The organism is Cutibacterium sp. LaCa_286 (genome assembly GCF_057198075.1).
Genome location: NZ_CP191091.1, coordinates 1361245 through 1383568 on the forward strand (window position 1 = coordinate 1361245; position 22324 = coordinate 1383568).

A 22324-nucleotide genomic window follows, 5' to 3' on the forward strand; every position below is an offset into this window, starting at 1 on the left:
CAGTTGTCGTGGTGGCGAGCGAGAACCGGACACGGGCACTCACATCTGTGGACAGCGGACGGTTCGCAGCACGACGGTTGTGGACAACCAGCCACAGCTGCTGCACGTATCATCCGCTGTGCGGGGCATCTTTTGTGCTGGCTTCCCCACCCCCGTGACTCACAGTTTCCCCGTGACTCACAGTTTCCTGAGTGCCTCACGAGCCTCGTTGCGCCGATGCAACTCATCCTCCACCGGGGCAATGACGAGCCGCTCGGCGACCTCCTCGACGGAATCGACAAGGCGCGCCCGCACCGTGTGGCCGCGATGCCGTGCCGACACCTCCACCGCAGCCCTGCTCATCAGGCCCACGACCACACCGCAGGCAGCTCCTGCCACGACCAGACACGTGGGCACCGGGAATCGATGCCACCTCGCTGCGGGAAGGGGAGGCATCTGCAGATATGCCAGGACCAGATCGACGAGAAGCCATCCCAGGCCCACGACCACCATGATGATGAGGAGCCACTGCAGCACACGAATGATCTGGCGCCACCAGAGTCCCTGGCCCATGCCCAGATCGGTGGTGGCGATCGCCCGGTCAACCTCATCGGTCAGGTCGTCGCGATGCCGAGTGGTTGCACGGCGCACCGATTGCGCCCAACCCCGGGGCAGGCCAAGGCTGACGTCGTCGGACATGGCACGCAAGGCATTGTCGACCTTGGCCGAGGCCACCCCGGATCGCGACGGCAGTGCGGTACGTTGCACGTCGATAGGCTCGATGTCTTTCCTGGCTGCCCGCGTCGTCCTGCGCCTCCTCCGATCCGAGGTGCTGCCCGCCGTGAGGTGCAGCCTGCGCAGTGGGTCCGGACGCAACTTCACCAACCAGGACACGACAGGCCACCCGGTGGCAGCGATCCCCCGGCGCCGAGTGGCATCGGTGACGGCATCGACGACCACGTCAACGCCGCCAGCCAGGCACAAGGAATCCAGCAGTTCGTCGGCCTGCCGACCGGACACGCTCATGGCACCGCCATCGCCGACCTGGCCACGCATCTGCTGAGCAACCCGAGAGATGTCGGCCTCGAGCCGGTTCGCCATGGCAGTGCGGCTCGACACCGCCTCGGCAAGGTGCTGGCACAGCTGATCCATGCCCTCGCCGGTGAGCGTGGACACCGGCAGGATCTCGGTTCTGGCCAGCCCCTCGTCATCCAGGACATGGCGCAGGTCACGAATGCATGAGGTACGTTGCTCCTCGGTGAGTCGATCGATCTGGTTGAGCACCACCGTCATCACCGTACTGTGGCTGGACAGACCACGCAGGTATCCGTCATGCAGGGCGGCATCGGCGTACTTCTGCGGGTCGACGACCCACACCATGAGATCGACCATCGTGATGAGACGGTCAACCTCCAGCTGGTGCGATACCTCGGTGGAATCGTGATCGGGAAGATCGAGCAGGACGAGCCCGTCGAACGCGCCCCTCTCGGGCACCTGGACCCGGCGTGTCACCTGGAGCCAGTCGAGGAACTGCGTCGGTGGTACGTCGGACCAGTAGGCGGCCAGCGCCTGTGAGGTCGTTGGACGACGAATCCCCGGTTCGGCGAACTCATGGCCGGCAAGCGCGTTGAAGGTGCTGGACTTGCCCGACCCCGTCGCTCCTGCCAAGGCCACCACCGTGTAGCCCCCTGACAAGGCGAGACGCTGATCTGCGTGGTGGGTGACCGCCTGGGCACGTCGTTGCACGTCATCATCGATGCGCCCTCGGCACAGATCGACCGCTCGGTCGAGATCTCGGACCTCATCGGTGAGGTCCCGGCGTCGAAAGGCCATCAGCGCTCCTCCTCACGTGTGCGCCCATCCTGGTCCTCGGGCACCCGGGAGTCTGGGAGCTCGGGGCGTGTCTCCTCCTGTCGGGAACGAGCAATGGGGGTAGCGGACTGTGTCGAGTCAGGCGCGGTACCCAGCTGAGCCGTGGAAGGGGACACGTCGAGGTCTGCGCTGGTGAGCACGTCGATGATCGCGGCCACCCGGGACCGAAGCTGGTCCGCCACCTGGGTGGGCACGTCGAAGTCCGCCAAGGCATCGTCGAAGCGTGCCGCCTCGGCATCGACGACCTGGGCAACCCTCTCGTCGAGCGCATCCTTGGACATGTCGGCAAGCTTGCGTACCGCGTCGTCACCAAAGATCGCCTCGAGCAGTCGTTGGGCGACGACCGCTGATCCGCCGGCGATACCGGCTTCGGCACCCGAGAGCCCGCCGGTGTGGACGAAGACGAGCATCATGAGGGTCACCGAGACGCCGTTGACGCCCAAGGCCATGAACCTGGCCCGGGAGCGTTTGCTCATCCCCTCCCCCGCGACCAGCTCCATGACGTCACCCTGCCAGTCGCGGATGACCCGCTCCACACGCTCGTCGAAATCGGGCTTCACCCGCCCCAGTTGGTCGCAGGAATGCTCCAGAACGGTACGTCCGGCTGGTGAGGAGTCCCACGCACCGATGGCACGTTCTGCTGCGGCATCGGTCTCGGAGCGCACCAGCGCGGCCAGACCGGACTCGACGGCGACACTCACCTTGTCGGCCTCGGGCGGCGTACCCCGGATCGCACCGACGACGCGGTCGCGCAACCATGACACCTTTTCCTCCATGGCGCGCATGAACTGGCCGGTGCCGACGAACTCGTGCCAGCGTGCCAGCACCTCACCGCGCAGCAAGGTGCCGTCGGCCGACTGCACCGAGATCTGACGGCGCGCCTCATCGAACTGGCTGGCGGCGTCGGTACGCAGTCGTTGCAGGGTGAGGTCCTGATCGTCGAGATGGGCGGCGATCCGTGGGGTTCGTTCGCACATGGCTCGAATCGATCCGGCAAGGGTCTGCAGCACGACGGTACGGCGTTGGTCCTGATCGGCGGCGAGACCGGCCAGGAACGAGCGAATCGGGGCGATGGCCTGACCGGGCAACATTCCGTCGGAATCGGTGACGGTCTCGGGGATGGCGAACAGCGGCGAGTCGGCAAGGCCGCGGGAGGTCATGAGTTGGCCCAGATGCGCTGGTACCTCTCGCATGGCTGCCGGCGGTACACGGTCACAGACGACGGCGACGGCGGCATGGCGCCCGGCCGCCTCGTGCAGGAAGTCCCACGGAACGGCGTCGGCGTATCGTGCGGCGGAGGTGACGAAGAGCCACAGGTCGGCAGCCTGCAGCAGTTGAGCAGCCAGCTGACGATTGGCGGCGACGACGGAATCGATGTCCGGTGCGTCGAGCAGGGCCAGGCCACGAGGCAGGGAGGGTTCGGCAACGAGGTGGACGCTGGTCGAGTCGCCGGTGGAGTGGTCGGTACGCACCAGCCCCGGCAGGATCCTCGTGTCGGTGAACCACTGGGCGTCATCAGGATGGTGGACGAGTACCGGGGATGTCGTCGTGGGACGGATGACCCCGGGGGTGGAGACTGGCCGGCCCACCAAGGAGTTCACCAAGGTGGATTTTCCCGCACCAGTCGAGCCTCCCACGACGGCCAGCAGCGGGGCGTCAATGGTCTCCAGACGCGAGATGACGTAGTCATCGAGTTGATGACGAATCGACTCGGCCGAGGCACGAGCCGTCTCGACCTGTGGCAGGTCAAGAGGGAAGCGCACCTGGTCCAGATCGGAGCGCAACCCGCTCAGCTCGGCCAACAGTTCCTGGGTACCCATCGTCACAACCTTCACGAGAATCAGCGTGGGGATCCTTGTACCCAAGAGTATCGAGTCTGTCCTGATTCTCCTCCCCTGATTCTCCTTGCGAGGAACGGGGCGAAGCGACGTTCTGTCCCGGTCCCCGCCCCTGCGCACATGACCTCGCGCCGAATCACCGTCTTTGATGAGGCGTCATTACACCTCGTCCTTCGCACACATGGCCTCGCGCCGTGATCAGGAAACGTGCTTGGTCCGGAAACCGGAATCACCCTCAGCAGCTCGAGGGGAGGTTTCACCGGGCCGATTCGCGACCCATGACCGGAATCGACGTGCCCGAGGACGGATGGAAGTACTCCACCAGCCACCGTGGCAGATGTGGTTTGACGAGCCGGGCACCGCGTGATTCGGTGACGGCCATCGCCGAGAGCCCCCGGATCTCGGCGAGCAGACGGGCCTGCCGTGCCGTCGAGTTCGCTGCAAGACCACGAACCTCCGCATCCCGCAGATAGGCAAGTTCGGTGGTGCGCCGTAGATATTTCAAGGTTTGCCACCAGCACCTGATTCCGTGACTCAGGGCGACGGCACTGATCCACCAGCGTCGATGCAGAACGGAGACGACTTCTCCGACTCGCGCGGGAAGCCATCCCATGACGGCGTAGTCATCGAGGCGACGGGCGATCATGCGTCCTTCCGCCACCAACCGAAGCACCAGGCCGAGGATGAAGATCATGACGATGGTCACACTGACCCACCAGTACGGTCGAAGCTCGTCGAGATTGCGGGTCGAGGACAGCCCGTTGAAGGCCATGTGCCCCATGACAGCCATGACGAAACCGGTGAGTGGCGCCATGACACGCACAATGCGACTGCGGGCTCGCAGACCGAAGGCCAGGCCCAGAGCAGTCATCGAGGTGAAAAGTGGGTGGCCGAATGAGGTGAGCGCACCTCGCAGTACGACTATCTGTCTCAGGGCGGCCTCGGGATCTCCTGCGTCGATGGTGACGCTGGCGTAGTTGTCGGCTCGAGCGTAGTAGACGATGTTCTCGACGAAGGCGAAACCGATGGCCGACAATCCGGCCAGGCTCACGGTCTGAACGGCCGAGGTCAACGTGGGGCCGATGACGGCAGCAAGGATGAACAGAATCGTGGCTTTGAAGAACTCCTCGACGAAGGGCGCGGAGAAGATGGCGGGACCTGCCCCGGCAGATGGGTCGACACCGCCCTTGACGGAGAGCATCGAGGCCATCCACGTGTTGGCGTACATGCTTGCCCAGCAGGCCACCGAGCCGCCCCAGGAGAACGCGATGAACCAGATCGGGAAATGTTTGGTGCGGTATCGGTCGAGCAAGATGAACAGTGCCGACCACACCGCCGCAGTGGGCCAAGCGTAGTGGATGGCCTTCTTGAAGGACAGATCGGTGATTCCCGGCGAGACGAGTTGTTTGCCCTCGACCTCCACGGTGGTGTCGCGGCTGAGGAGTGAATACGTGTCGCCGAGTGTGAGGATCGACAGGACGATCATGACGACGACGGCCCACGTCCACGGGTTGCCCAGGACACGACGCCACCAGGCGTCGCGGGGTTGCACAGGATCCAGGCCAGACATGGCCTCCACCCTACAAGCTGTGTGCCAGACGCCCGGCACCGTGACGTGCTGGGACGTACTGAGCGATCATGGTCTGGTGCACGATGGACCGCGGGAGCACCACGTCGTGCATGTCATGTGGCGGCCCGGGTGGGAATCGAACCCACGCGCGACAGATTAGAAGGCTGCTGCTCTATCCGCTGAGCTACCGGGCCCGGCTCGTCAAGTGTATCGACTTTTCGTGACACCGTCCTCGCTGGTCCTCCGCGATCCTCCACATCGCTTCCCAGCAGCCCTGCCGCGTATCCCAGCAATCCCCGACGTCACGAGATCGGCTCCTGCGCCACGCCGTGAATCAGCCACACCAACTAGTCTGGACCATGTGAATGACATGTTGGTGTGGATTGACTGTGAGATGACCGGGCTGGATCTGGCCCACGACGGACTGATCGAGGTGGCGGCGCTCGTCACCGACGGCCAGCTCAACGTACTGGGCGAGGGAGTTGACGTCGTCATCAAGCCGAAACCGCAGTGGCTGGAGCACATGAACGATTTCGTCCGGGGAATGCACACCCACTCGGGTCTGCTTGACGAGCTCGATTCCGGGGCGACGATGGCAGACGCTCAGCAGCAGGTGATGGACTACATCACCAGCCACGTCAAGGAACCGCGCAAGGCTCCGTTGGCCGGGAACACGATCGGTACGGATCGATCCTTCCTGGCCAAGGACATGCCCGAGCTGGAGGCCTACGTCCACTACCGCAATGTTGACGTCTCCTCGATCAAGGAACTCGCACGCCGCTGGTACCCGACCGCTTTCAAGCACACCCCGGCCAAGCAGGGAAATCACCGGGCCCTTGCCGACATCCAGGAGTCGATCGAGGAACTCATGTTCTGGCGCGAGGCGGTCATGGTTGCGGCCCCTGGACCGGACTCGCAGCAGTGCAAGGAGATTGCCGCCAAGTATCAGGGTCTGCTCACCGGAGCGGGACACTGAGACAGCGACCCGGACGAATGTTCCGGAGTGGCATGAGCGGGATCGGGACACCGACTCGGTCTGGTTCCGTTCAGCCAAACACGGGTCCCTGTTCAGCCGGACACTGATCCGGGTGCAGCAGCCGGGCCCCATTGAGCACACCCCGGGCCGGCTGAGCCCCCTCGAGCACACCCCGGCCCCACTCGGAACGATCCCACTCGGAACGGGGACACCGGGAACCTCACTCCCCCGCTGCGCCTCGGCTGCGTGACGATTCTGCGACTTGCACAACACGAGCCGAATTCGCTACGCTACCGGGGTTGCCCGGTCAACCGGGAACATGGTGGCTATAGCTCAGTCGGTAGAGCACCTGGTTGTGGTCCAGGGGGTCGCGGGTTCAAGTCCCGTTAGCCACCCCGAGGTAATCCGCGTCGTCCATGTGGGCGGCGCGGATTTTGCATGTCCGCTCATCCACACCCCATCTGGACCCATCCCATCTGATCCCGGCCCCCTTCCGAACTCATTCCCCGGATCGCCGATCCACACCGATCGCCAGTACACACCACGGATCATCCTCGGCCTCAGACCCCATGAACCGTCATGGCCTGACCAGCCACAATGACCTGGCCAGCCACATCTCGCCACCTGGTCATGCAAGGGTTTCCCCATCATGACGGGATCCCTCCGACCAGTTCCGACGAGATCCCATGCACTCCGCGGTCATCACGAGCCAGTACCACCGATCGTGACCAATGGTGCCGCGTGACGCTCACCTCCACCTCGTGGATCGTTGAAGAATGACCTGCTTGTTGCGATTTCCACCATCCGATGGTGCGCACATCAATGTGTGTGACCGCGCTGGACCACTCCCCGCAGATGACCAAGGTGGACTGACGGGCCCTGAGTCTGGTGGCGAGCCTGCGAGAGGCCTCCAGTGACATGGCGGGCGGCGCACAGGCATAGATCACGTCCAGCTCCTCCACGAGAGCAGCGACGGTGGCCAACCAGCCACGGGAGCTCGAAACCATGACCAGTCGTGACGCATCAACCCCCCACCGTCGCACCTGGGCACCTCGCAACTCCGGCATCCCGACAACTCCGCACCATCCATTGACGAGCAACCCCAGGCCTACGTCCGATGCGCCATCGAGGCTGTAAGCCTCCGAACGCAGTCCTCCCGGAAACAGAGGACGTAGCAGAGGATGCACCGGATGCCCGGTGACATCCCCCTCCAGCATGAGGTCACGTCCCAGCGCAGGAACATGGGGTACCAACAGCTCGTTGTCCGACAGCTCTGTGATCGCCATGACCCCATGATCGAACTTTCATTCGAAAATGTCAAACATGTATTCGATCTCATGGTATGATGAACAGCGTCAAAGCCCCGGCGCCACCCACTTCCTCCATCTCGACCCACCCGGAGAGCCTTCATCATGACCACTGTCCTGAGACACTTTTCCGCTTCACGAAGCCATCAAAACACCAGACCCATGACGTGAGTATTCATGAAGCCGGCAAGCCTGCGATGATGGACCTCATGACAAGCACCCAGATTCAGGCGCCGCCGCAACCAAGCCTGTCCTTCCGGCTACGCGCTGCGCTGATGATCGGACGACTCGCGGCATCAGCCTCCCGTCTTGCCGGCAAGGGTTCAGGATCCTCGATCAGGGGAAAGGTCACACTGGCCCTGGCTCCACAGGCATTCCCCGAGCTCATCGCGCCACGCCAGATCGCGGCCGTCACCGGCACCAACGGCAAGACGACGACGACCCATTTCCTCACCGCCGCGGTTCACGCGAGCCGCGGCATCGAACCCGATGACATCGTCACCAACGCCGACGGGGCCAATCTGCATGCTGGGATCGTCTCTGCCCTGGGGCAGGCCCCGGAGGCACGAAATGCCATTCTGGAAGTCGACGAGCGAGTCGTCGCCGACGTGGTGCGCCAAGGTCACCCGCGTGTCCTGGTCCTGCTCAATTTCAGCCGCGACCAACTCGATCGCAATCATGAGCTGACCTTCCTGGGGAGAGAATGGCGCGAAGCCCTGGAGGAGGCAGGCGAGGAAGGCCCCACCGTCGTCGCCAATGCCGCCGACCCACTCATCGTGTGGGCCGCCCAAGCAGCGCATCGGACGGTGTGGGTGGACACGAAACCGCGCTGGACGGCCGATTCGGTGCTGTGCCCGCAGTGCGGATCGATCCTCCTGCACGACGACAACGGTTGGCGCTGCGAGGAGTGCGGGCTGCACCAGCCCGAGGCCGACTGGTGGGTGGACGACCGGAAGGCCATGCGCAAGGACGGCCACGAGTATGAACTCGAGATCAGCGTTCCCGGATCATTCAACCTTGCCAATGCAACCTGTGCACTTGCCGCCGCAACGGAGATGGGAGTGGACCCCTACGATGCCCTGCTGGGGATGCGCGAGGTCTCCTCGCCGGCTGGTCGCTATGCCACGACCAGCATCAACGACGTCCTGGTCCGCCTCATGCTGTCGAAGAACCCGGCAGGATGGACGGAGTCACTGCCCTTGGCAACCTCCGATCCCCTGATCCTCGCCATTGACGCCGTCGCGGCCGATGGCAAGGACGTCTCCTGGCTGTGGGACGTCGACTATGAGCAGCTGGCCGGGCGAACGGTGATCTGCACCGGACCACGGGCCTTGGACCTGGGCGTACGACTGGAGTACGCCGGGGTCGACCATGTCGTCATCGAGGACCTGTCGGACGTCTTCGTCTGTCCTCTGCTGCAAGGACGATGGGACCAGCCCCACCCCATCGACGTATTGGCCACCTACACCCCGTTCCAGAAACTACGCCGGATGGGAGAACACATATGAGCCTCGACCACCCCAGGATCGTCCTGCTGTACCAGTCGCTGCTGGGCATCTACGGCGATCACGGCAATGCCGTGGTGTGCCAGAAACGTCTCCAGTGGCGTGGCTTGGACGCCGAACTGCTGACGATCGAGCCCGGCGAGCCGGTCCCCACGGACGCAGACCTCTACCTGCTCGGCGGCGGCGAGGACACCGCCCAGATCACCGCTGTGCGCCAACTCAAGGCAGACGGCGGACTGTTCACCGCCTTGGATCGTGGAGCCGTGCTCTTCGCCGTGTGCGCTGGCTACCAGATCTGCGGCTCCTCGTTCACCATCGGCGCGCACGACGAGATCATCGAAGGTCTCGGCCTTCTCGACGTCCAGACCCGTCGCGGCCCACAACGAGCCGTGGGCGAGGTGCTGCATCACTGGACGAGGCCCGACGGCACCGAATCACTCGTCACCGGATTCGAGAACCACGGCGGGTGGACCACCCTGGGAACGGATGCCACGGCCCTGGCCGACGTCGAGATCGGGTGGGGCAACGGGGACAGGACCACCGAGGGTGCCATTCAGGGCAATATCATCGGCACCTACCCGCATGGACCGATCCTGGCTCGCAACCCCGAGCTGGCAGATTTTCTCCTGGAGCGATCACTGGGCACCACCTTGGAGCCCCTGGACAAGCCTGAGATCGAGCAGCTGCGAGAACGCCGGATTCGCTCGGCACGCGCAGGAAAGCCCTAGTCAGAGCGAATTTCACGGAGTTTCTGGCGTCCTGGAGGCACATTCACGTACACCCGGTCGCCACCTCGATTTTGCAAACACGACGAAGTTCGGTAATGTTCCTCCTCGTGAGCGCTGCTAGCTCAATTGGCAGAGCAGCTGACTCTTAATCAGCGGGTTCAGGGTTCGAGTCCCTGGCGGCGCACTCACCGAAGGCCTCAATCCACATGGATTGGGGCCTTCGCTTTCATCACGTACTCCGTGAATCGAGCGATGACGCTCATGCCCCGTCATGAATCGTCACCGATCCTGCGCCCGTATCAAGTCCCATCACCATCGAGTGATCGGTTCATCGAGCAACGTCTTCGAATGCCGCACAGACAATCACAAAGGTGTACGAAACAACTGCCACACAACCCAGCCACCTGGAGTATCTTTCTGTGCAGTGGCAAAGCTCATCGCCCCGCCAGTACTCCGGCGAGGTGATGAGACGGCGCAGCAGCTGCGCCAGCTTCGAGCTTTCCAAAGGAGGAAAACGAACATGACGAGCCATTCTCGCCGAGCATTTCTTCAAGGATCCCTGAGTGCCCTGGCACTGGGCGCCCTGGCCGCCTGCTCCAACGATTCCGATTCCGGCAGTGCCGCCGACTCCCAGGACTTCTCCGGCACCGGCCCCATCAGCTACGCCCAGGGCAAGGACTTCTCCAGCGGCATGGTCCAGAAACGTCTGGACGAGTGGAACAGGAAATATCCCGACGAGAAGGTCACCCTCATCGAGCTGTCCTCCGAGGCCGATCAACAGCGCAGCTCGTTGGTCAACAGTGCCCAGACCAAGTCGGACGCCTACGACGTCATCTCCCTGGACCTCGTCTGGGTCGCCGAGTTCGCCGCCAATCGATGGGTCATGCAACTGCCGGCTGACAAGTTGAAGAATTCCGACATCATCCCCAGCGTGTGGGAGACCGGCCTGTACCGCGACAACATGTACGGCATGCCCTACGTCACCGATGCCTCCCTGCTCTACTACCGCAAGGACCTGCTCGACCAGGCTGGCGTCAAGAAGGCCCCCACGACATGGGACGAACTGCTCAGCGCCATCGAGGCCGTACGCAAACTGCCCGGCCATGCCGACATCGGCGGGATCGGCGGCCAGTGGAACAAGTACGAAGGCCTCACCTGCAACATCTCCGAGTTCATCCACACCATGGGCGGAGCCATCGTCGACGATCAGAGCAAGGTCGTCCTGGGCGACTCCACGTACCACGACAAGAACGTCAAGGCCATCCAGTTCGTCATCGACGCCTTCAAGAGCAACGTCATCCCCAAGGAGGCGCTGGAGTGGAAGGAGGAGGACGGCCGCGGCGCCTTCGAGTCCGGCAAACTGCTGTTCTACCGCCAGTGGCCCTACCAGTACTCCAACAACGTCAAGAACCTCGGCACCGACAAGTTCGACGTCGCCCCCATGCCATCCATCGACGGCAACAAGTACGTCGCCACCCTGGGAGGCCACAACTGCGCAATCTCCACGAACTGCAGGAACAAGGCCACGGCACTGAAATTCATCACATGGTGGACCAGCAAGGAGACCCAGCAGTACAACGTCGACAAGCTCAGCAATGCCCCGATCCTCGGCTCGTTGTACTCCGACAAGGCCAACGTCAAGGAACTGCCCTACCTGCCGCCGCTCAAGGCCTCCCTGGACAAGGCCAAGGGACGCCCGCGTGTGGTCAACTACGGTGACGTCACAGCTGTCGTTCAGGACGCCATCTACCCAGCAATCAAGGATGGCGGCAACGCAGAGGACGTCGTCGCCACACTCAACGACTCGCTGAAGTCCATCATCAAGAACTGAGTGACACGTGCCTAGGGGCGGCTCCCTCGAGCTGCCCCACGCTGCACACGCGTCTGGTTCCCCTGCCAGCGATCATGCCTCCGGAAAGGCCACCCATGTCCTCAACAACTGCACCACGAAAACGATCGGCACGAGCCCGGTCCCAAGAGCGTCTGGCCCTGCTCCTCATCGCACCCACACTGCTCGTCCTGACGATCGTCATCGTCGTACCGGTCTTCCAGTCGTTGTACCAGTCCCTGCATGGCCAGCCCGGCCTGGACCCCCAGACCGGATTCGTCAACGACACCGAGCCGTTCGTCGGTCTGCGCAACTATGCCGACATCTTCACCGGAGGAGGTGACCGGTTCTGGAATGCCTTCCTCAACACCACGCTCTTCGGTGTGGTGACCGTGCTCCTCGAGACCGCACTGGGCGTCATCATGGCCCTCATCATGCACAAGGCGATGGCTGGACGAGGTGTGGTGCGTGCCGCGATCCTCGGTCCCGTGGGCCATCCCCACCGCCGTCTCGGCGATCCTGTGGGGGTGGATCTTCAACCAGAACGGCGTCGCCAACGCCATCCTGGGCCAGCACATCATGTGGGCCTCGGGTGATTGGTCGGCCAAGTGGTCCATCATCATCGCCGACGTGTGGAAGACGGCCCCCTACATCGGCCTGCTCACCCTGGCTGGTCTGCAGGTGATTCCCGAGGAGGTCTACGAGGCGGCCAAGATGGACGGTGCTGGGGTGTGGAAACGATTCACCTCCATCACCCTGCCACTGGTCAAGCCGGCCCTCGTCGTCGCCGTCCTGTTCCGCACCCTGGACGCGCTGCGCATGTTCGACCTGCCGTACATCCTCGTCGGCCCACGCAAGAATTCGGTGGAGACGCTCTCCATGCTCGTTCAGGACGAGGCCTCCAACCTGCGCTACGGCGCCGCGGCGGCATATGCACTGCTGCTGTTCCTCTACGTGTTCATCATCGTCTTCGCATTCATCAAGATTCTGGGAGCCGACATCACCGGGTCGGGCAGGCAGGAGCGTCATCACAAGGTCAGGGCGTCCAGCTTCGTCAACGGTGGCAGCCCCACCACACGTCGGGAGCGCAAGGCTGCCGGACGTCGTGCTGATGGGAAAGGAGTCTCAGCATGAGCACTACGACAGCTGATGCGAACGCAATCCTCACGCAACCGGGTGGCGACACAGGCATGACCGGGAAGAAACGCGGCGGTGCCGGGAAGGTCTTCTCGGGCATCGGGATCGCCCTCATCATCATCTACTGCCTGGCGCCGTTCTACTGGATGCTGGTGTCCTCGTTGCGGCCCGACAAGGAAATCTTCGAGAACACGTGGTGGCCGCGACATGCCTCGTTGGAGAACTACCGAGCCGTCTTCGCTCCCGGGAACAACTTCCTGCGCGCCCTGGGCAACTCCGCCATCGTCTCCATCAGTGTGACGATCGTTGCGCTGCTCATTGCGACCTTTGCGTCCTATGCGCTGGCTCGTCTGGAGTTTCGAGGCAAGGGGGCGTTCCTCGTCTTGGTCATCGCGACGTCGATGTTCCCGCTGGTGGCGATCATCGTGCCGCTGTTGAAGAACTTCTCGGCATGGCATTGGATCAACACCTATCAGGCGATGATCATCCCGGATCTGTCGTTCTCACTGCCGCTGGCGGTGTGGAACCTCACGACGTTCTTCAAGCAGATGCCCGACGAACTCGAGCAGTCCGCCATGGTTGACGGCTGCACCCCACCGCAGGCATTTCGCAAGATCATCCTGCCGCTGGCCACCCCGGGAATCTTCACCACCGCCATCATCGTCTTCATCGGCGCATGGAACGAGTTCCTCGTCGCCGTGACGATGATCAACGACCCGAAGATGCAGCCGGCGACGGTGATGCTGTCGAAGTTCACCGGATCCTCACAGTTCAACACCCCGTTCGGCACGCAGATGGCTGCCGGCGTCATCATGACGATCCCCTTGGTCATCATGGTGCTCATCTTCCAGCGTCGGATCGTTGAGGGGCTGTCCGCCGGTGGACTGAAATCATGACACCGCACTGTCGAGAGAAAACCATGGGCCCTGCCACCATCTGTGGTGGCAGGGCCCATCAGCTGACGCAGAAGTATCAGGTCTCGGCGCCGGACCTGCACGCTCCTGCGAGAAAGGCGCACATGCGGGCACCTGCGCGGCGCGTCCAAGAAACTCTGCGACGTCGCTCGCACCAAGGTGCCCTGGGTACGGAACTCAGTCCTTGTTCTCGGCGGCGGCTTCGGCACGCAGCACGGATGCCTGACGCAACAGAGACTCGGCAAGACTGCTGAACTTGGACTCACCGCCGTTCAGGTCGACGACCTGGGCGACGTCCTTCTTTCCACGATGCCGGTTGCGCTTGGCGGCAGCCTTGCGTGCGGCTTTGCTTTCCTTGGCAGCCCGCTTGGCATTCTTGAGCTGCTGCTTCTCCAACTTGCGTCGGGTGGTGGCGCCGGTGGCCTTCCCGACGATCGCGCGAGCAGCGGTCAGCAGCACGAGGCCACCGACGACGACACCACCGACGAGGATGAGTCGGTCCTCGCGCCAGCCGTTCTCGTCCTTGACCTGCCCCTTGGCCTGGTCGAACTGTCGCTGTGCAAAACTCTTGGCATCGTCGACAGCGTCGTTCTTGAGGGTCTTGGGATGGAACTGCTGGGTGGCGTCCTCAACGGTCTGAGAAACTCGCGACCTTGCGGCGTTGAGATCCTGCCTGATCTGCTCGGCGGTGCGAGTGTCCTTTTCCTTGCTGGCCATCTGGCCCCCCTTGCTCGATGCTGCGGATATTTCCAGTACGGACGGACAAACCCGCCTCCCTGAGCTCTCAGCCTATATCGTGGACGTCATGAGCACGCATCTAGAGCCCGGATATTCCGCACCCGACTTCACTCTGCCTGCCGCGGACGGCACGAAGGTCACCCTCTCCGAGCTGCGCAACCGCAAGGTCATCGTGTACTTCTACCCTGCTGCGATGACGCCGGGGTGCACCACACAGGCGGTTGACTTCACCGCCCACCTGGACGACTTCACCACCGCAGGCTACGACGTGTTGGGCATCTCCCCCGATCCCGTTGACAAGCTGCAGGAGTTCGTCACCAAGGAATCGTTGACTCTGACGTTGCTGTCCGACGAGTCCAAGGGGATCATGAAGGCATACGGTGCCTACGGACCCAAGAACGTCTACGGCAAGGAAATCGTTGGTGTCATCCGCTCTACCTTCATCGTGGCCGTCGATGCGGACGGTAATTGCACCGTTGCCGAGGCACAGTACAATGTTCGCGCCAAGGGTCACGTCGACAAGCTGCGCCGGGAGCTGGGTATCAGCGACTGACCCGCACCGTTGGATCGAGTGTTCCTTGGTTCCGGGACCGCGATGTCCCGTTGCCGGAGTGGTGGAATTGGCAGACACGCAGGATTTAGGTTCCTGTGCCGCAAGGCGTGAGGGTTCAAGTCCCTTCTCCGGCACCAGCACGATCAGCCCGGTGAAATGATCTTGTCACCGCGCATTCTCACAAGCCTCCCCGCGGCAGACATGCACTGAGGCTGTCTCAGACTGCCAAACCATACTTTCCACGCCTCAGTGAATCCCCAGGAGCAAAGCACAATCAGATGTGTGACCGATCCCGCGGCAGGAGCGGTTGCACACGACGCCGCACGACGGCCCGAGCCAATGGGCCGTTCCGCGTGTGGATCTCCGGCGCGAGCGGGTGCCGATTGCCACGAGACGTGGCAGCCTCTGGGATCCCGAACACGATTGCCACACGCCGTTTTCCCGGAACCGCGTCTCCTGCGCGTCTGCCAGATCATTGGTCCCCGGTTCGCCGTGGCGATCCTGCACCGAACAACCCCACCTGCCACATGGCGTGGCAGCCACCACGTTCAGCACCATGATTGCCACACGTCACTCGATGAGGTGCCATGCACGAACCCCTCACAGTCAAAAACTGACCCAGCGCTCGAGCGCGCACCCCACACCCGCCGCACCGGACCCACACTCACCAACCTGGGGACAGGACCCACGGGGAGCAGGGCTAGCGCTACGAGCCACCGTGGCAATCCTGCACCGAACGACCTCACCTGCCACGTGGCGTGGCACAACCCCCACTCCCACACATGATTGCCACAAAGGCACGAGCAGGGCAGTGCCCCACCCCCTTGCCGGATCGTCACGCCAGGGCATCCACCACCACGCCTAGGCATTTACCGACACCAGGGCATCCGTGGTCATCCTGTGCTGGACGCTCCCCCGTGCCACGTGCCGTGGTATGGGATCCAGTTCAACCCAGGATTGCCACAGCAGCTGAGCTGAGTCACTGCCCTCGGCTGTCATCATGGCGTGGCCCCTGAGGAGATGTAAGATCCTTTACACAAGATGCTTTAAACGAAAGGTTGAAAACAATGGCGTTCGGAGCCTTCGACAGTCAGATCACCCGCCGTGGCTACGTGACCGAGGCAATGGACACCATCTGGTCCGAACGATCAACGGTACAGAGCTGGTACGACGTCGAGGCAGCACTGGCTCGCGTGCAGACGAAGCTGGGAATGATCCCCGAGGGCACCGGAACCCGGATCACCCAGCAGGCGAAGGCCACGGATGCCGTCATGGAACGTATTTTTTCTGGGACGGCAGGAAATCCCTTTGCCCTGGGACTTGACTGCCTTCGGCAGACCCTTGACGAGACGACCCGCCGATGGGTCCATTTCGGGGCCACGACCCAGGACATTCTCGACACCGCTCGAAACCTGCAGATCCGTGACTCGCTCGATCTCATCGATTCCTGCACCAATGACCTTCTGAAAATCACGCGACTGCTGGCCGACAGGCATGCGGAGACCATCATGGTGGCACGCACCAATGGTCAACATGCTGTTCCCACCACTCTCGGCATGAGATTCGCCAGATGGACCGCCGATCTCGAGCGATCCCGTGAGCGCATGACGCAGACCCGGCACCGTTGCCTTCTCGTGCAGTTCTCCGGTGCAGCAGGCACATACGCCTCGATGGGATCGCATGGCGCAACGATTGCCACCGAGATCGCCAGAGAACTCGGACTCACCTGCGAACTCATCGCCTGGCATGCATCCCGAGACGCCCTCACGGAGCTCTCCTGCAACCTGGCCATCCATGCCCAGGTTCTGGCCAAGATCGCCGAGGACCTCTACAACATGCAGCGCACCGATCTTCGGGAAGCGGCCGAGGCCCTTGATCCGCATCTCTCCGGATCGAGCACCATGCCTCAGAAACGCAATCCGTTCTCCACCATGAAAATCACTGCCGCAGCTCGTATGGCTGCCGGTGCGGCAGCCACCGTGCTCACCAACCCGCCCGGTGACTTCGAGCGGGACCACCGACAACTCGAGGTCGAGCGCGACGCAGTTCCCCGAATCTTGGCGGCAGTCGACGGGGCCGGACAGAAGCTGTTGACACTGTTGAACGCACTGGACTTCAACGTCGACCAGCTTGCCGCCAACGCTCATCGAGAAGGAATCCTGCTCGTCAGCGAAGGCATCATGATGGAGCTTGCCCCACGCCTCGGCCACGAGGAGGCCCACGACCTGCTGCAGGAGTTCTCCGCTGCGCACCGAGCCGACGGAACCAGCCTGCGAGACTTCATCGGCACCCATCCGCACGTTGCCGAGAAACTGTCAGGCCTCGATCTTGACGAGCTGTCCGACCCGTACCGCTACACCGGGTTGTCGGCCAAGCTCTCCCACCTCGTTGCCGAGGACCGGCCCCACACCGGCAACGACGTCATGGGGTGATGAACACTCCGAGGTCGTCGAACAGCCCCTGCATGGCCCTGACCCTGTCCCGTTCGACGTCTGGATCGCTCGGGGCCAGGGCAGCCACCAGCGATTCCAACAGGATGAGATAACAGACGCGCGATCGAAAGGCGGTCGATGCCTCCGAGGCCACCAGCAGGACGTGATCGGCGTGTCGACGCATCGGGGTCGAGGAACGATTCGTGAGCAGGATGGTGGTCATGTCGCGCTCGTGGAACATCCGTAGCACGGATTCGACCATCCGGGAGTGCCGGTCGAAGACGGACGCCAACAGGATTGCGTTGCTGGGCAGGTCGATGAGCTGATGGGCCATGCGGTCGGTCGATTCCAGCAGGATGACATGGGGCCGGTAGTAGCGCACCAGCAGGCTGAAGTAATCCAGCAGTGTGTGCCCGGTGGCGGCTGCCACGAGGTACACCGGCCGCGAGTCATCCTTCAACACCTCAACGACACGATCGAAGGCTTCGCCGTCCAACGCCCCCAGGCCAACGTCGATACTGCGTCGAGCAGCCTCCATCTTCGAGCGCCACATCGCACCCGGCGCGTCAGATTCAGGACTCCTGGTGGCGCGGTCACTGGGCAGATCAAAGTTTGCTGCCACCTCCTCACGCAGGCATCGTGAGAAATCGCGGAAACTGGCATATCCCAGTTTGCGAACGAAACGTGTCACCGATGCCGTCGAGACGTCGGTGGCCGCACTGATCTCGTCAAGGTTCTCCAGAGCCAGATGGGGAAAGTCGTCCTCGAAGTACTGGGCAATCACACTCTCTGTCGGAGTCAGCTCCTGCAAGGCTGCAAGTCGTCCATACAGATCCCCGGATTCCTCCGCCATCGTGGCGCCCCCCTGTACACGCGTCCGTCACCACGAAATCTCGTGGCGGGCTTCACCTTACCGGTGCTCAGATGAGCACCAGACTCGAGATCATCATGACGATGAAACCCACCAGCATCGGAAGTGCCGTGCGACGCACCACCGCCATCGGCGAGATGCCCGCGGCACCAGCCACCGTGATGACCACCCCGGAGATTGGTGAGACCGAGCGAAACAGCCCACCACAGAACTGCATCGGGTTGACGATACTTGCCGCGCTACCACTGAGCCCCTTGGCAATGCCTGGGGCCAGGGAGGCGAATGCCGTGAAGGACCCCACCCCGGATCCGGTGAGGAAGGTCACCACACCGACGACCACACTGAACAGGACTGCCATGCCCCACAGTGGGAGACCAACGCCCTCGGCACCATTCACCAGGAGTTTGATGACTCCAGCCTGCTTGAGACCTTCGGCGAACAGCTGGGCACCGATGATGAGGGAGACGACCTTGGCGAACATATTGCCCATTCCGACGAACATGGCGTTGGCGTCACCCAGAACCTCCGAGCGATCGTGGTTGCGTATCAGCTCGACGAGGACGGTCAGCAGCCACACCAGCAGGAATGCCGACACGGTCGACAGCTGCACGGATTTCACAGCCAACGGGCTGAAGACGATGAGCAGGATGATCGGCAGCAACAAGAAGATGGCATACCACTTGGGAGCCTGACGAGCTGCCGCAGGATCCTCGTCACGATGCTCGGCACTGTCGTCGCCACCCCTGCGATCCAGGCGACGCTGGACGAAGAAATGGGTGATGGCCACTGCAACAACCGTGGGGATCGCAACCGGAAGCTGATCGCGGACGAAGTACACCGCCGGGGAGAGTCCCACCGTGTGGGCGGCCAGGATCTCCGTGCCAGTGGCAGGCCCGATGGGCAGGGCACTCGTCGTGGCGATGACTGCGGCACCAGCTGCGGCGCTGGCCCCGGAAGCGGTGATGATCGGCATCATGATGACGACGAGCAACATGGCCAGGCCCGCGGCGCTCGGGATGACCATGAAGAGCAGCTGCCCCAGGACGTAGGTGAACACCAGGATGAGATAGGGCTGCTTGAGCCTGGTGACAGGCCCAATGACGATACGCACCAGCGCCTCGGTGGCCCCAATACGGTTCATGTAGGCCGAGAATCCACCAGCGGCCATGATGATGAGGCCAACCCCGGTGAGCTGGCTCTTCGCAATCGACTCGATGAGTCCGATGATGTCGAACCAGACGCTCCCGGAGCTCTCATCGCCTTCCAGCAACGGGACCGACGGTCTGAGGATGACGCGGATGAGGACCAGCAACAGACCGGCTCCCAGCAGCACCAGCACAGGCTTGTACCTCTTGACCAGCAACCAGCCGGCCAGAACGGTCACGACAAGCGCGCACAGCGCCAGCACCGTCGTCATGATGACCTCCTCGTCATGTGACCCATCACGATGAAAGTAAATATACATCTTTGCATCTGCGCGATGAATAACTGACATATTCTTGTCGGGAAGATTTTCTGCGCCCTGAAGGCCACTGTCCAAGGAGCACCGATGCGTCCAACGTCACTGAATCACCGAGCACGATCGTCACTGCACGTGTTGATCTGTCTCCTACTCATCATCATTGGTGCAGTGGGTTCGAGCCTCGCACAGAGTGACGGTGGAAAGGTCAGCGTCCAAGGACTGATGATTCCGGGCAAGGACGGCACCCTTGTCAGTGCTGATCTGTTCCGCCCCGACACGGCCACCGAGAAGAACAAGGCTCCGATGGTCATCGTGAGCTCCGGTTTCCAACGCACCAAGGAGACCCAGATCTCGTACTCCATGGAGCTTGCTCGCCGGGGATACGTCACCCTGGTCGTCGACCCGTACAACCAGGGCGAGTCGACCTCCCAACCACCGACCAATGACGATCCGAGCATCAAACCAGCCATCGACTACGTCTCACGCACCACCACGTTGAACTACGTGGACAAGTCCCGGATCGGCATCACCGGCCATTCCGCCGGCGGATCACAGGTACGCCGCATGGCAGCAGAGTATGGCGCCAAGGAATCCAAGGCCCTCAAGAAGGCCAAGAGCCCCAACTCCCCCGGCGGCACCACGATCACCAAGGAGGAACGAGAGAAGGCCGAGGCCCTCAACCCCATCCGATCAGTGTTCATCTCCGGATGGCTGCAGAAACTCGACGCGAAGAAGTTCAAGAAGGTCCACTCCAATGTCGGCATCGGCTACGCGTTCTACGACGAGGGCGGCTACCGCAACAAGAACGGCAATGGAGATCTGCGCACCGCACCAGAGGCGTTGGCCGTCATCAACTCCGGACTGCCGGAATCCCAGCACGTCGACCATGTCGTCATCGGCAAGGGGTACGGATCGACCAGCGACCGTACCTATCGCGTCGCCTACAATGACCGCACCATTCACCCCTTCCAGCCCCTGACGCCCAGCGCCATCGGATCGATGATCCAGTTCTTCGACGACACCCTGGGCGCACCACATGCCATGAGCACCACCAATCAGACATGGTGGCTCAAGGAGCTGTGCAACGGTCTTTCCCTCGTCGCAGCCCTGGTGATGCTGATACCCCTCACGAAGCTCCTGCTGACCATCCCGTGGTTCTCCCCGGCGCGCACCGAGGTCTGCCCGGCACCGGCGAAGCCGCGAGGCCGAGGCGCGGTGATGTTCTGGACGATCTTCGTCATCTCGGCCGCCGTGGCATGCGTGACCTTCATACCGTTGTCAGCGGCCAGTCAACACGTCTTCTCGGCCGCGGCGAACAAGCAGAACGGCTGGTTCTTCCCCGGCCGTATGGTCAACGCCGTCGTGCTGTGGTCACTGGTCAATGGTCTGTTCGGCCTGATCCTGCTGTGGATCGGCCACAGCATGTCGAAACATCGTGGTGCGGACGAGCCCCGGAACTGGGGGGTTCGGATGACTTGGGCCCAGACCGGACGCACCCTGGCCCTGGCACTGCTCGTCATCACCATCTTCTACACGATCCTGGCCATCGTGTACGGGTTCTTCCACGTCGACTACCGTCTGTTCGTCGTGGCTGCTCGTCCACTGACGAAACGCTGGTTCCTCATCGGCCTGACATACGTGCCCGCACTGTTCCCGTTCTTCTTCTCGAACTCGTTGCGCGTCAACGCATCGATGCGGTTCGGCAACCAACGTCGCTGGGTCAACTGGCTCATCATCGCCCTGGCCAACTCCATCGGTCTGGCTGCGATCTTCGTCATCCAGTACGTCACCTTCTTCAGCACCGGAACCGTGTACTGGACGACGAACTGGCTCTACGTCAACATGCTGCAGTCGCTGCTGCCCATGATGATCGTGCTGCCGTTGTTCAACCGCGCGTTCTACCACGCCACCGGACGGGTCTGGCTGGGTCCGATCGTCACGACGACGGTTTTCGCCCTCATGGCACTGGGCGGATCGGTGGCGTACGTCCCGATGTTCTGAGATGACGAGGCACAACGGATCCACGGACTGAGACAGCTCACAGGGTCCAAGGGAAGATGAGGAGTATCAGCAACCAGACAAGTTGGTTCCAGAGAATCACGGAGCACATCAGAACAAGAACAGCCATGAAACCCATTCGCAGGATTACCGATCCGCCATTCGTGTAAATATGTTCTCGCGTTTTCCCCAGAACCCATCCTGCAAGGATGAATACCGCCAAGGGAATCAAATAGACGACGAAGGCCCTGCCGCTGAGGGCGGTGCCAGCTGGCATCTCCATGTATTTCGGCTTCGGTACGAAACCGTGGTAGACGATCGTCAGCAGAATCCCGAGGAGGGTGGACATGACAACACCGATCGCCAGAGCCCTGCGCCCCCTGTCAGCCGGGTTCCCACAGGGAAGAACCTTCCTCCCCCACAAGCCAGAAACCCATCCCAGTACGGGAAACGCAATTGCGACAAGATCCAACCTCACATTCCCCGAACCATCACTCACCGGAAGAACATCGGGAATCCGCAGCACGACAACCCAGCAGACTCCAGCGACGGTGCCGATGATGAGGCCGTTGAGGGGTGCGCGGTGGTACTGCTGGTCAGGTGTTACTGTCATCCG

At 62.4% G+C, this 22324-nt stretch carries 16 protein-coding genes, 4 tRNA genes and 2 pseudogenes; 13 read left to right on the forward strand and 9 right to left on the reverse strand.

The window, feature by feature from the left end:
• Nucleotides 1-177 precede the first annotated feature (177 nt).
• The 4 genes from ACP8JZ_RS05855 to ACP8JZ_RS05870 all read right to left on the reverse strand — a co-directional run bounded on the left by ACP8JZ_RS05855 (nt 178) and on the right by ACP8JZ_RS05870 (nt 5453).
• Complete coding sequence (locus ACP8JZ_RS05855; RefSeq protein WP_306516727.1) at nt 178-1812, reverse strand: GTPase; 1635 nt, start codon at nt 1810-1812, stop codon at nt 178-180.
• Nucleotides 1812-3671 carry a GTPase family protein gene (locus ACP8JZ_RS05860; RefSeq protein WP_484482811.1) on the reverse strand — a complete coding sequence of 620 codons (1860 nt, stop codon included), beginning with the start codon at nt 3669-3671 and terminating at the stop codon, nt 1812-1814. The genes ACP8JZ_RS05855 and ACP8JZ_RS05860 overlap by 1 nt, the downstream gene beginning before the upstream one ends.
• A 274-nt stretch (nt 3672-3945) precedes the next feature.
• Nucleotides 3946-5259, reverse strand: a complete 1314-nt coding sequence (locus ACP8JZ_RS05865) for a PrsW family intramembrane metalloprotease (RefSeq protein WP_484482228.1) — start codon at nt 5257-5259, stop codon at nt 3946-3948.
• A gap of 118 nt (nt 5260-5377) precedes the next feature.
• Nucleotides 5378-5453, reverse strand: a tRNA-Arg gene (locus tag ACP8JZ_RS05870).
• A 176-nt stretch (nt 5454-5629) separates the two neighbouring features.
• Between ACP8JZ_RS05870 and orn the strand changes: the two genes are divergently transcribed.
• Together orn and ACP8JZ_RS05880 are read left to right on the forward strand one after the other, a co-directional pair.
• The gene (gene orn, locus ACP8JZ_RS05875) at nt 5630-6235 is read left to right on the forward strand and encodes an oligoribonuclease (protein WP_286322106.1); all 606 of its coding nucleotides are present in this window, start codon (nt 5630-5632) and stop codon (nt 6233-6235) included.
• A 322-nt stretch (nt 6236-6557) separates the two neighbouring features.
• Nucleotides 6558-6630 (forward strand) — tRNA-His (locus tag ACP8JZ_RS05880).
• A 252-nt stretch (nt 6631-6882) separates the two neighbouring features.
• On the opposite strand, the gene ACP8JZ_RS05885 is transcribed toward ACP8JZ_RS05880, so the two are convergent.
• Nucleotides 6883-7452, reverse strand: a complete 570-nt coding sequence (locus ACP8JZ_RS05885) for a hypothetical protein (protein ID WP_306516808.1) — start codon at nt 7450-7452, stop codon at nt 6883-6885.
• Nucleotides 7453-7895: 443 nt separating this feature from the next.
• On the opposite strand from ACP8JZ_RS05885, the gene ACP8JZ_RS05890 reads away from it, so the two are divergent.
• The 6 genes and pseudogenes from ACP8JZ_RS05890 (at nt 7896) to ACP8JZ_RS05915 (ending at nt 13636) form a co-directional block, all read left to right on the forward strand.
• Nucleotides 7896-9050, forward strand: a complete 1155-nt coding sequence (locus ACP8JZ_RS05890; RefSeq protein WP_036903075.1) for a Mur ligase family protein — start codon at nt 7896-7898, stop codon at nt 9048-9050.
• The gene (locus ACP8JZ_RS05895; protein ID WP_323458788.1) at nt 9047-9775 is read left to right on the forward strand and encodes a type 1 glutamine amidotransferase; all 729 of its coding nucleotides are present in this window, start codon (nt 9047-9049) and stop codon (nt 9773-9775) included. Before ACP8JZ_RS05890 ends, ACP8JZ_RS05895 begins: the two co-directional genes overlap by 4 nt.
• Before the next feature lie 111 nt (nt 9776-9886).
• Nucleotides 9887-9959 (forward strand) — tRNA-Lys (locus ACP8JZ_RS05900).
• Nucleotides 9960-10295: 336 nt separating this feature from the next.
• Nucleotides 10296-11606 (forward strand): ABC transporter substrate-binding protein, encoded by a 1311-nt coding sequence (locus ACP8JZ_RS05905; protein ID WP_484482229.1) that lies wholly within the window; start codon nt 10296-10298, stop codon nt 11604-11606.
• A gap of 95 nt (nt 11607-11701) precedes the next feature.
• Nucleotides 11702-12737: pseudogene (locus ACP8JZ_RS05910) on the forward strand (carbohydrate ABC transporter permease).
• The gene (locus ACP8JZ_RS05915) at nt 12734-13636 is read left to right on the forward strand and encodes a carbohydrate ABC transporter permease (RefSeq protein WP_371415841.1); all 903 of its coding nucleotides are present in this window, start codon (nt 12734-12736) and stop codon (nt 13634-13636) included. Before ACP8JZ_RS05910 ends, ACP8JZ_RS05915 begins: the two are co-directional and overlap by 4 nt.
• A 195-nt stretch (nt 13637-13831) precedes the next feature.
• Here ACP8JZ_RS05915 and ACP8JZ_RS05920 read toward each other — a convergent pair whose 3' ends face one another.
• The gene (locus ACP8JZ_RS05920) at nt 13832-14371 is read right to left on the reverse strand and encodes a DUF3618 domain-containing protein (RefSeq protein WP_021104599.1); all 540 of its coding nucleotides are present in this window, start codon (nt 14369-14371) and stop codon (nt 13832-13834) included.
• 88 nt (nt 14372-14459) lie between these two features.
• Between ACP8JZ_RS05920 and ACP8JZ_RS05925 the strand changes: the two genes are divergently transcribed.
• The 4 genes and pseudogenes from ACP8JZ_RS05925 to ACP8JZ_RS05940 all read left to right on the forward strand — a co-directional run bounded on the left by ACP8JZ_RS05925 (nt 14460) and on the right by ACP8JZ_RS05940 (nt 17377).
• Nucleotides 14460-14945: a peroxiredoxin gene (locus tag ACP8JZ_RS05925; protein WP_484482230.1), complete on the forward strand. Its 486-nt coding sequence runs from the start codon at nt 14460-14462 to the stop codon at nt 14943-14945.
• A 52-nt stretch (nt 14946-14997) separates the two neighbouring features.
• A tRNA-Leu gene (locus ACP8JZ_RS05930) sits at nt 14998-15082 on the forward strand.
• A gap of 930 nt (nt 15083-16012) precedes the next feature.
• Nucleotides 16013-16216: pseudogene (locus ACP8JZ_RS05935) on the forward strand (lyase family protein); the annotation flags it as partial.
• Nucleotides 16217-17377 carry a lyase family protein gene (locus tag ACP8JZ_RS05940; protein ID WP_484482812.1) on the forward strand — a complete coding sequence of 387 codons (1161 nt, stop codon included), beginning with the start codon at nt 16217-16219 and terminating at the stop codon, nt 17375-17377.
• Here the strand turns inward: ACP8JZ_RS05940 and ACP8JZ_RS05945 are convergent.
• Entirely contained in the window at nt 17367-18230 is an 864-nt protein-coding gene (locus tag ACP8JZ_RS05945) for a MurR/RpiR family transcriptional regulator (RefSeq protein WP_306516732.1), read from the reverse strand. The genes ACP8JZ_RS05940 and ACP8JZ_RS05945 overlap by 11 nt on opposite strands.
• Before the next feature lie 67 nt (nt 18231-18297).
• Complete coding sequence (gene dcuC, locus ACP8JZ_RS05950) at nt 18298-19743, reverse strand: C4-dicarboxylate transporter DcuC (RefSeq protein ID WP_484482231.1); 1446 nt, start codon at nt 19741-19743, stop codon at nt 18298-18300.
• Between the two features lie 54 nt (nt 19744-19797).
• On the opposite strand from dcuC, the gene ACP8JZ_RS05955 reads away from it, so the two are divergent.
• Nucleotides 19798-21711 carry an alpha/beta hydrolase gene (locus tag ACP8JZ_RS05955; protein WP_484482232.1) on the forward strand — a complete coding sequence of 638 codons (1914 nt, stop codon included), beginning with the start codon at nt 19798-19800 and terminating at the stop codon, nt 21709-21711.
• A gap of 37 nt (nt 21712-21748) precedes the next feature.
• Here ACP8JZ_RS05955 and ACP8JZ_RS05960 read toward each other — a convergent pair whose 3' ends face one another.
• A complete protein-coding gene (locus ACP8JZ_RS05960; protein ID WP_277101719.1) occupies nt 21749-22321 on the reverse strand; it encodes a hypothetical protein in 573 nt (190 codons plus the stop codon).
• Between the last annotated feature and the right edge of the window lie 3 nt (nt 22322-22324).

What these genes read in the sequence shown, in the direction of transcription:
- ACP8JZ_RS05855 (WP_306516727.1), bottom strand. Translation starts at nt 1,812, where the DNA reads ATGGCCTTTCGACGCCGGGACCTCACCGATGAGGTCCGAGATCTCGAC.
- ACP8JZ_RS05945 (WP_306516732.1), bottom strand. Translation starts at nt 18,230, where the DNA reads ATGGCGGAGGAATCCGGGGATCTGTATGGACGACTTGCAGCCTTGCAG.
- ACP8JZ_RS05860 (WP_484482811.1), bottom strand. Translation starts at nt 3,671, where the DNA reads ATGGGTACCCAGGAACTGTTGGCCGAGCTGAGCGGGTTGCGCTCCGAT.
- ACP8JZ_RS05895 (WP_323458788.1), top strand. Translation starts at nt 9,047, where the DNA reads ATGAGCCTCGACCACCCCAGGATCGTCCTGCTGTACCAGTCGCTGCTG.
- ACP8JZ_RS05865 (WP_484482228.1), bottom strand. Translation starts at nt 5,259, where the DNA reads ATGTCTGGCCTGGATCCTGTGCAACCCCGCGACGCCTGGTGGCGTCGT.
- ACP8JZ_RS05920 (WP_021104599.1), bottom strand. Translation starts at nt 14,371, where the DNA reads ATGGCCAGCAAGGAAAAGGACACTCGCACCGCCGAGCAGATCAGGCAG.
- ACP8JZ_RS05915 (WP_371415841.1), top strand. Translation starts at nt 12,734, where the DNA reads ATGAGCACTACGACAGCTGATGCGAACGCAATCCTCACGCAACCGGGT.
- orn (WP_286322106.1), top strand. Translation starts at nt 5,630, where the DNA reads ATGTTGGTGTGGATTGACTGTGAGATGACCGGGCTGGATCTGGCCCAC.
- ACP8JZ_RS05925 (WP_484482230.1), top strand. Translation starts at nt 14,460, where the DNA reads ATGAGCACGCATCTAGAGCCCGGATATTCCGCACCCGACTTCACTCTG.
- ACP8JZ_RS05885 (WP_306516808.1), bottom strand. Translation starts at nt 7,452, where the DNA reads ATGCTGGAGGGGGATGTCACCGGGCATCCGGTGCATCCTCTGCTACGT.
- ACP8JZ_RS05960 (WP_277101719.1), bottom strand. Translation starts at nt 22,321, where the DNA reads ATGACAGTAACACCTGACCAGCAGTACCACCGCGCACCCCTCAACGGC.
- ACP8JZ_RS05905 (WP_484482229.1), top strand. Translation starts at nt 10,296, where the DNA reads ATGACGAGCCATTCTCGCCGAGCATTTCTTCAAGGATCCCTGAGTGCC.
- ACP8JZ_RS05955 (WP_484482232.1), top strand. Translation starts at nt 19,798, where the DNA reads ATGCGTCCAACGTCACTGAATCACCGAGCACGATCGTCACTGCACGTG.
- dcuC (WP_484482231.1), bottom strand. Translation starts at nt 19,743, where the DNA reads ATGTCAGTTATTCATCGCGCAGATGCAAAGATGTATATTTACTTTCAT.
- ACP8JZ_RS05940 (WP_484482812.1), top strand. Translation starts at nt 16,217, where the DNA reads ATGGAACGTATTTTTTCTGGGACGGCAGGAAATCCCTTTGCCCTGGGA.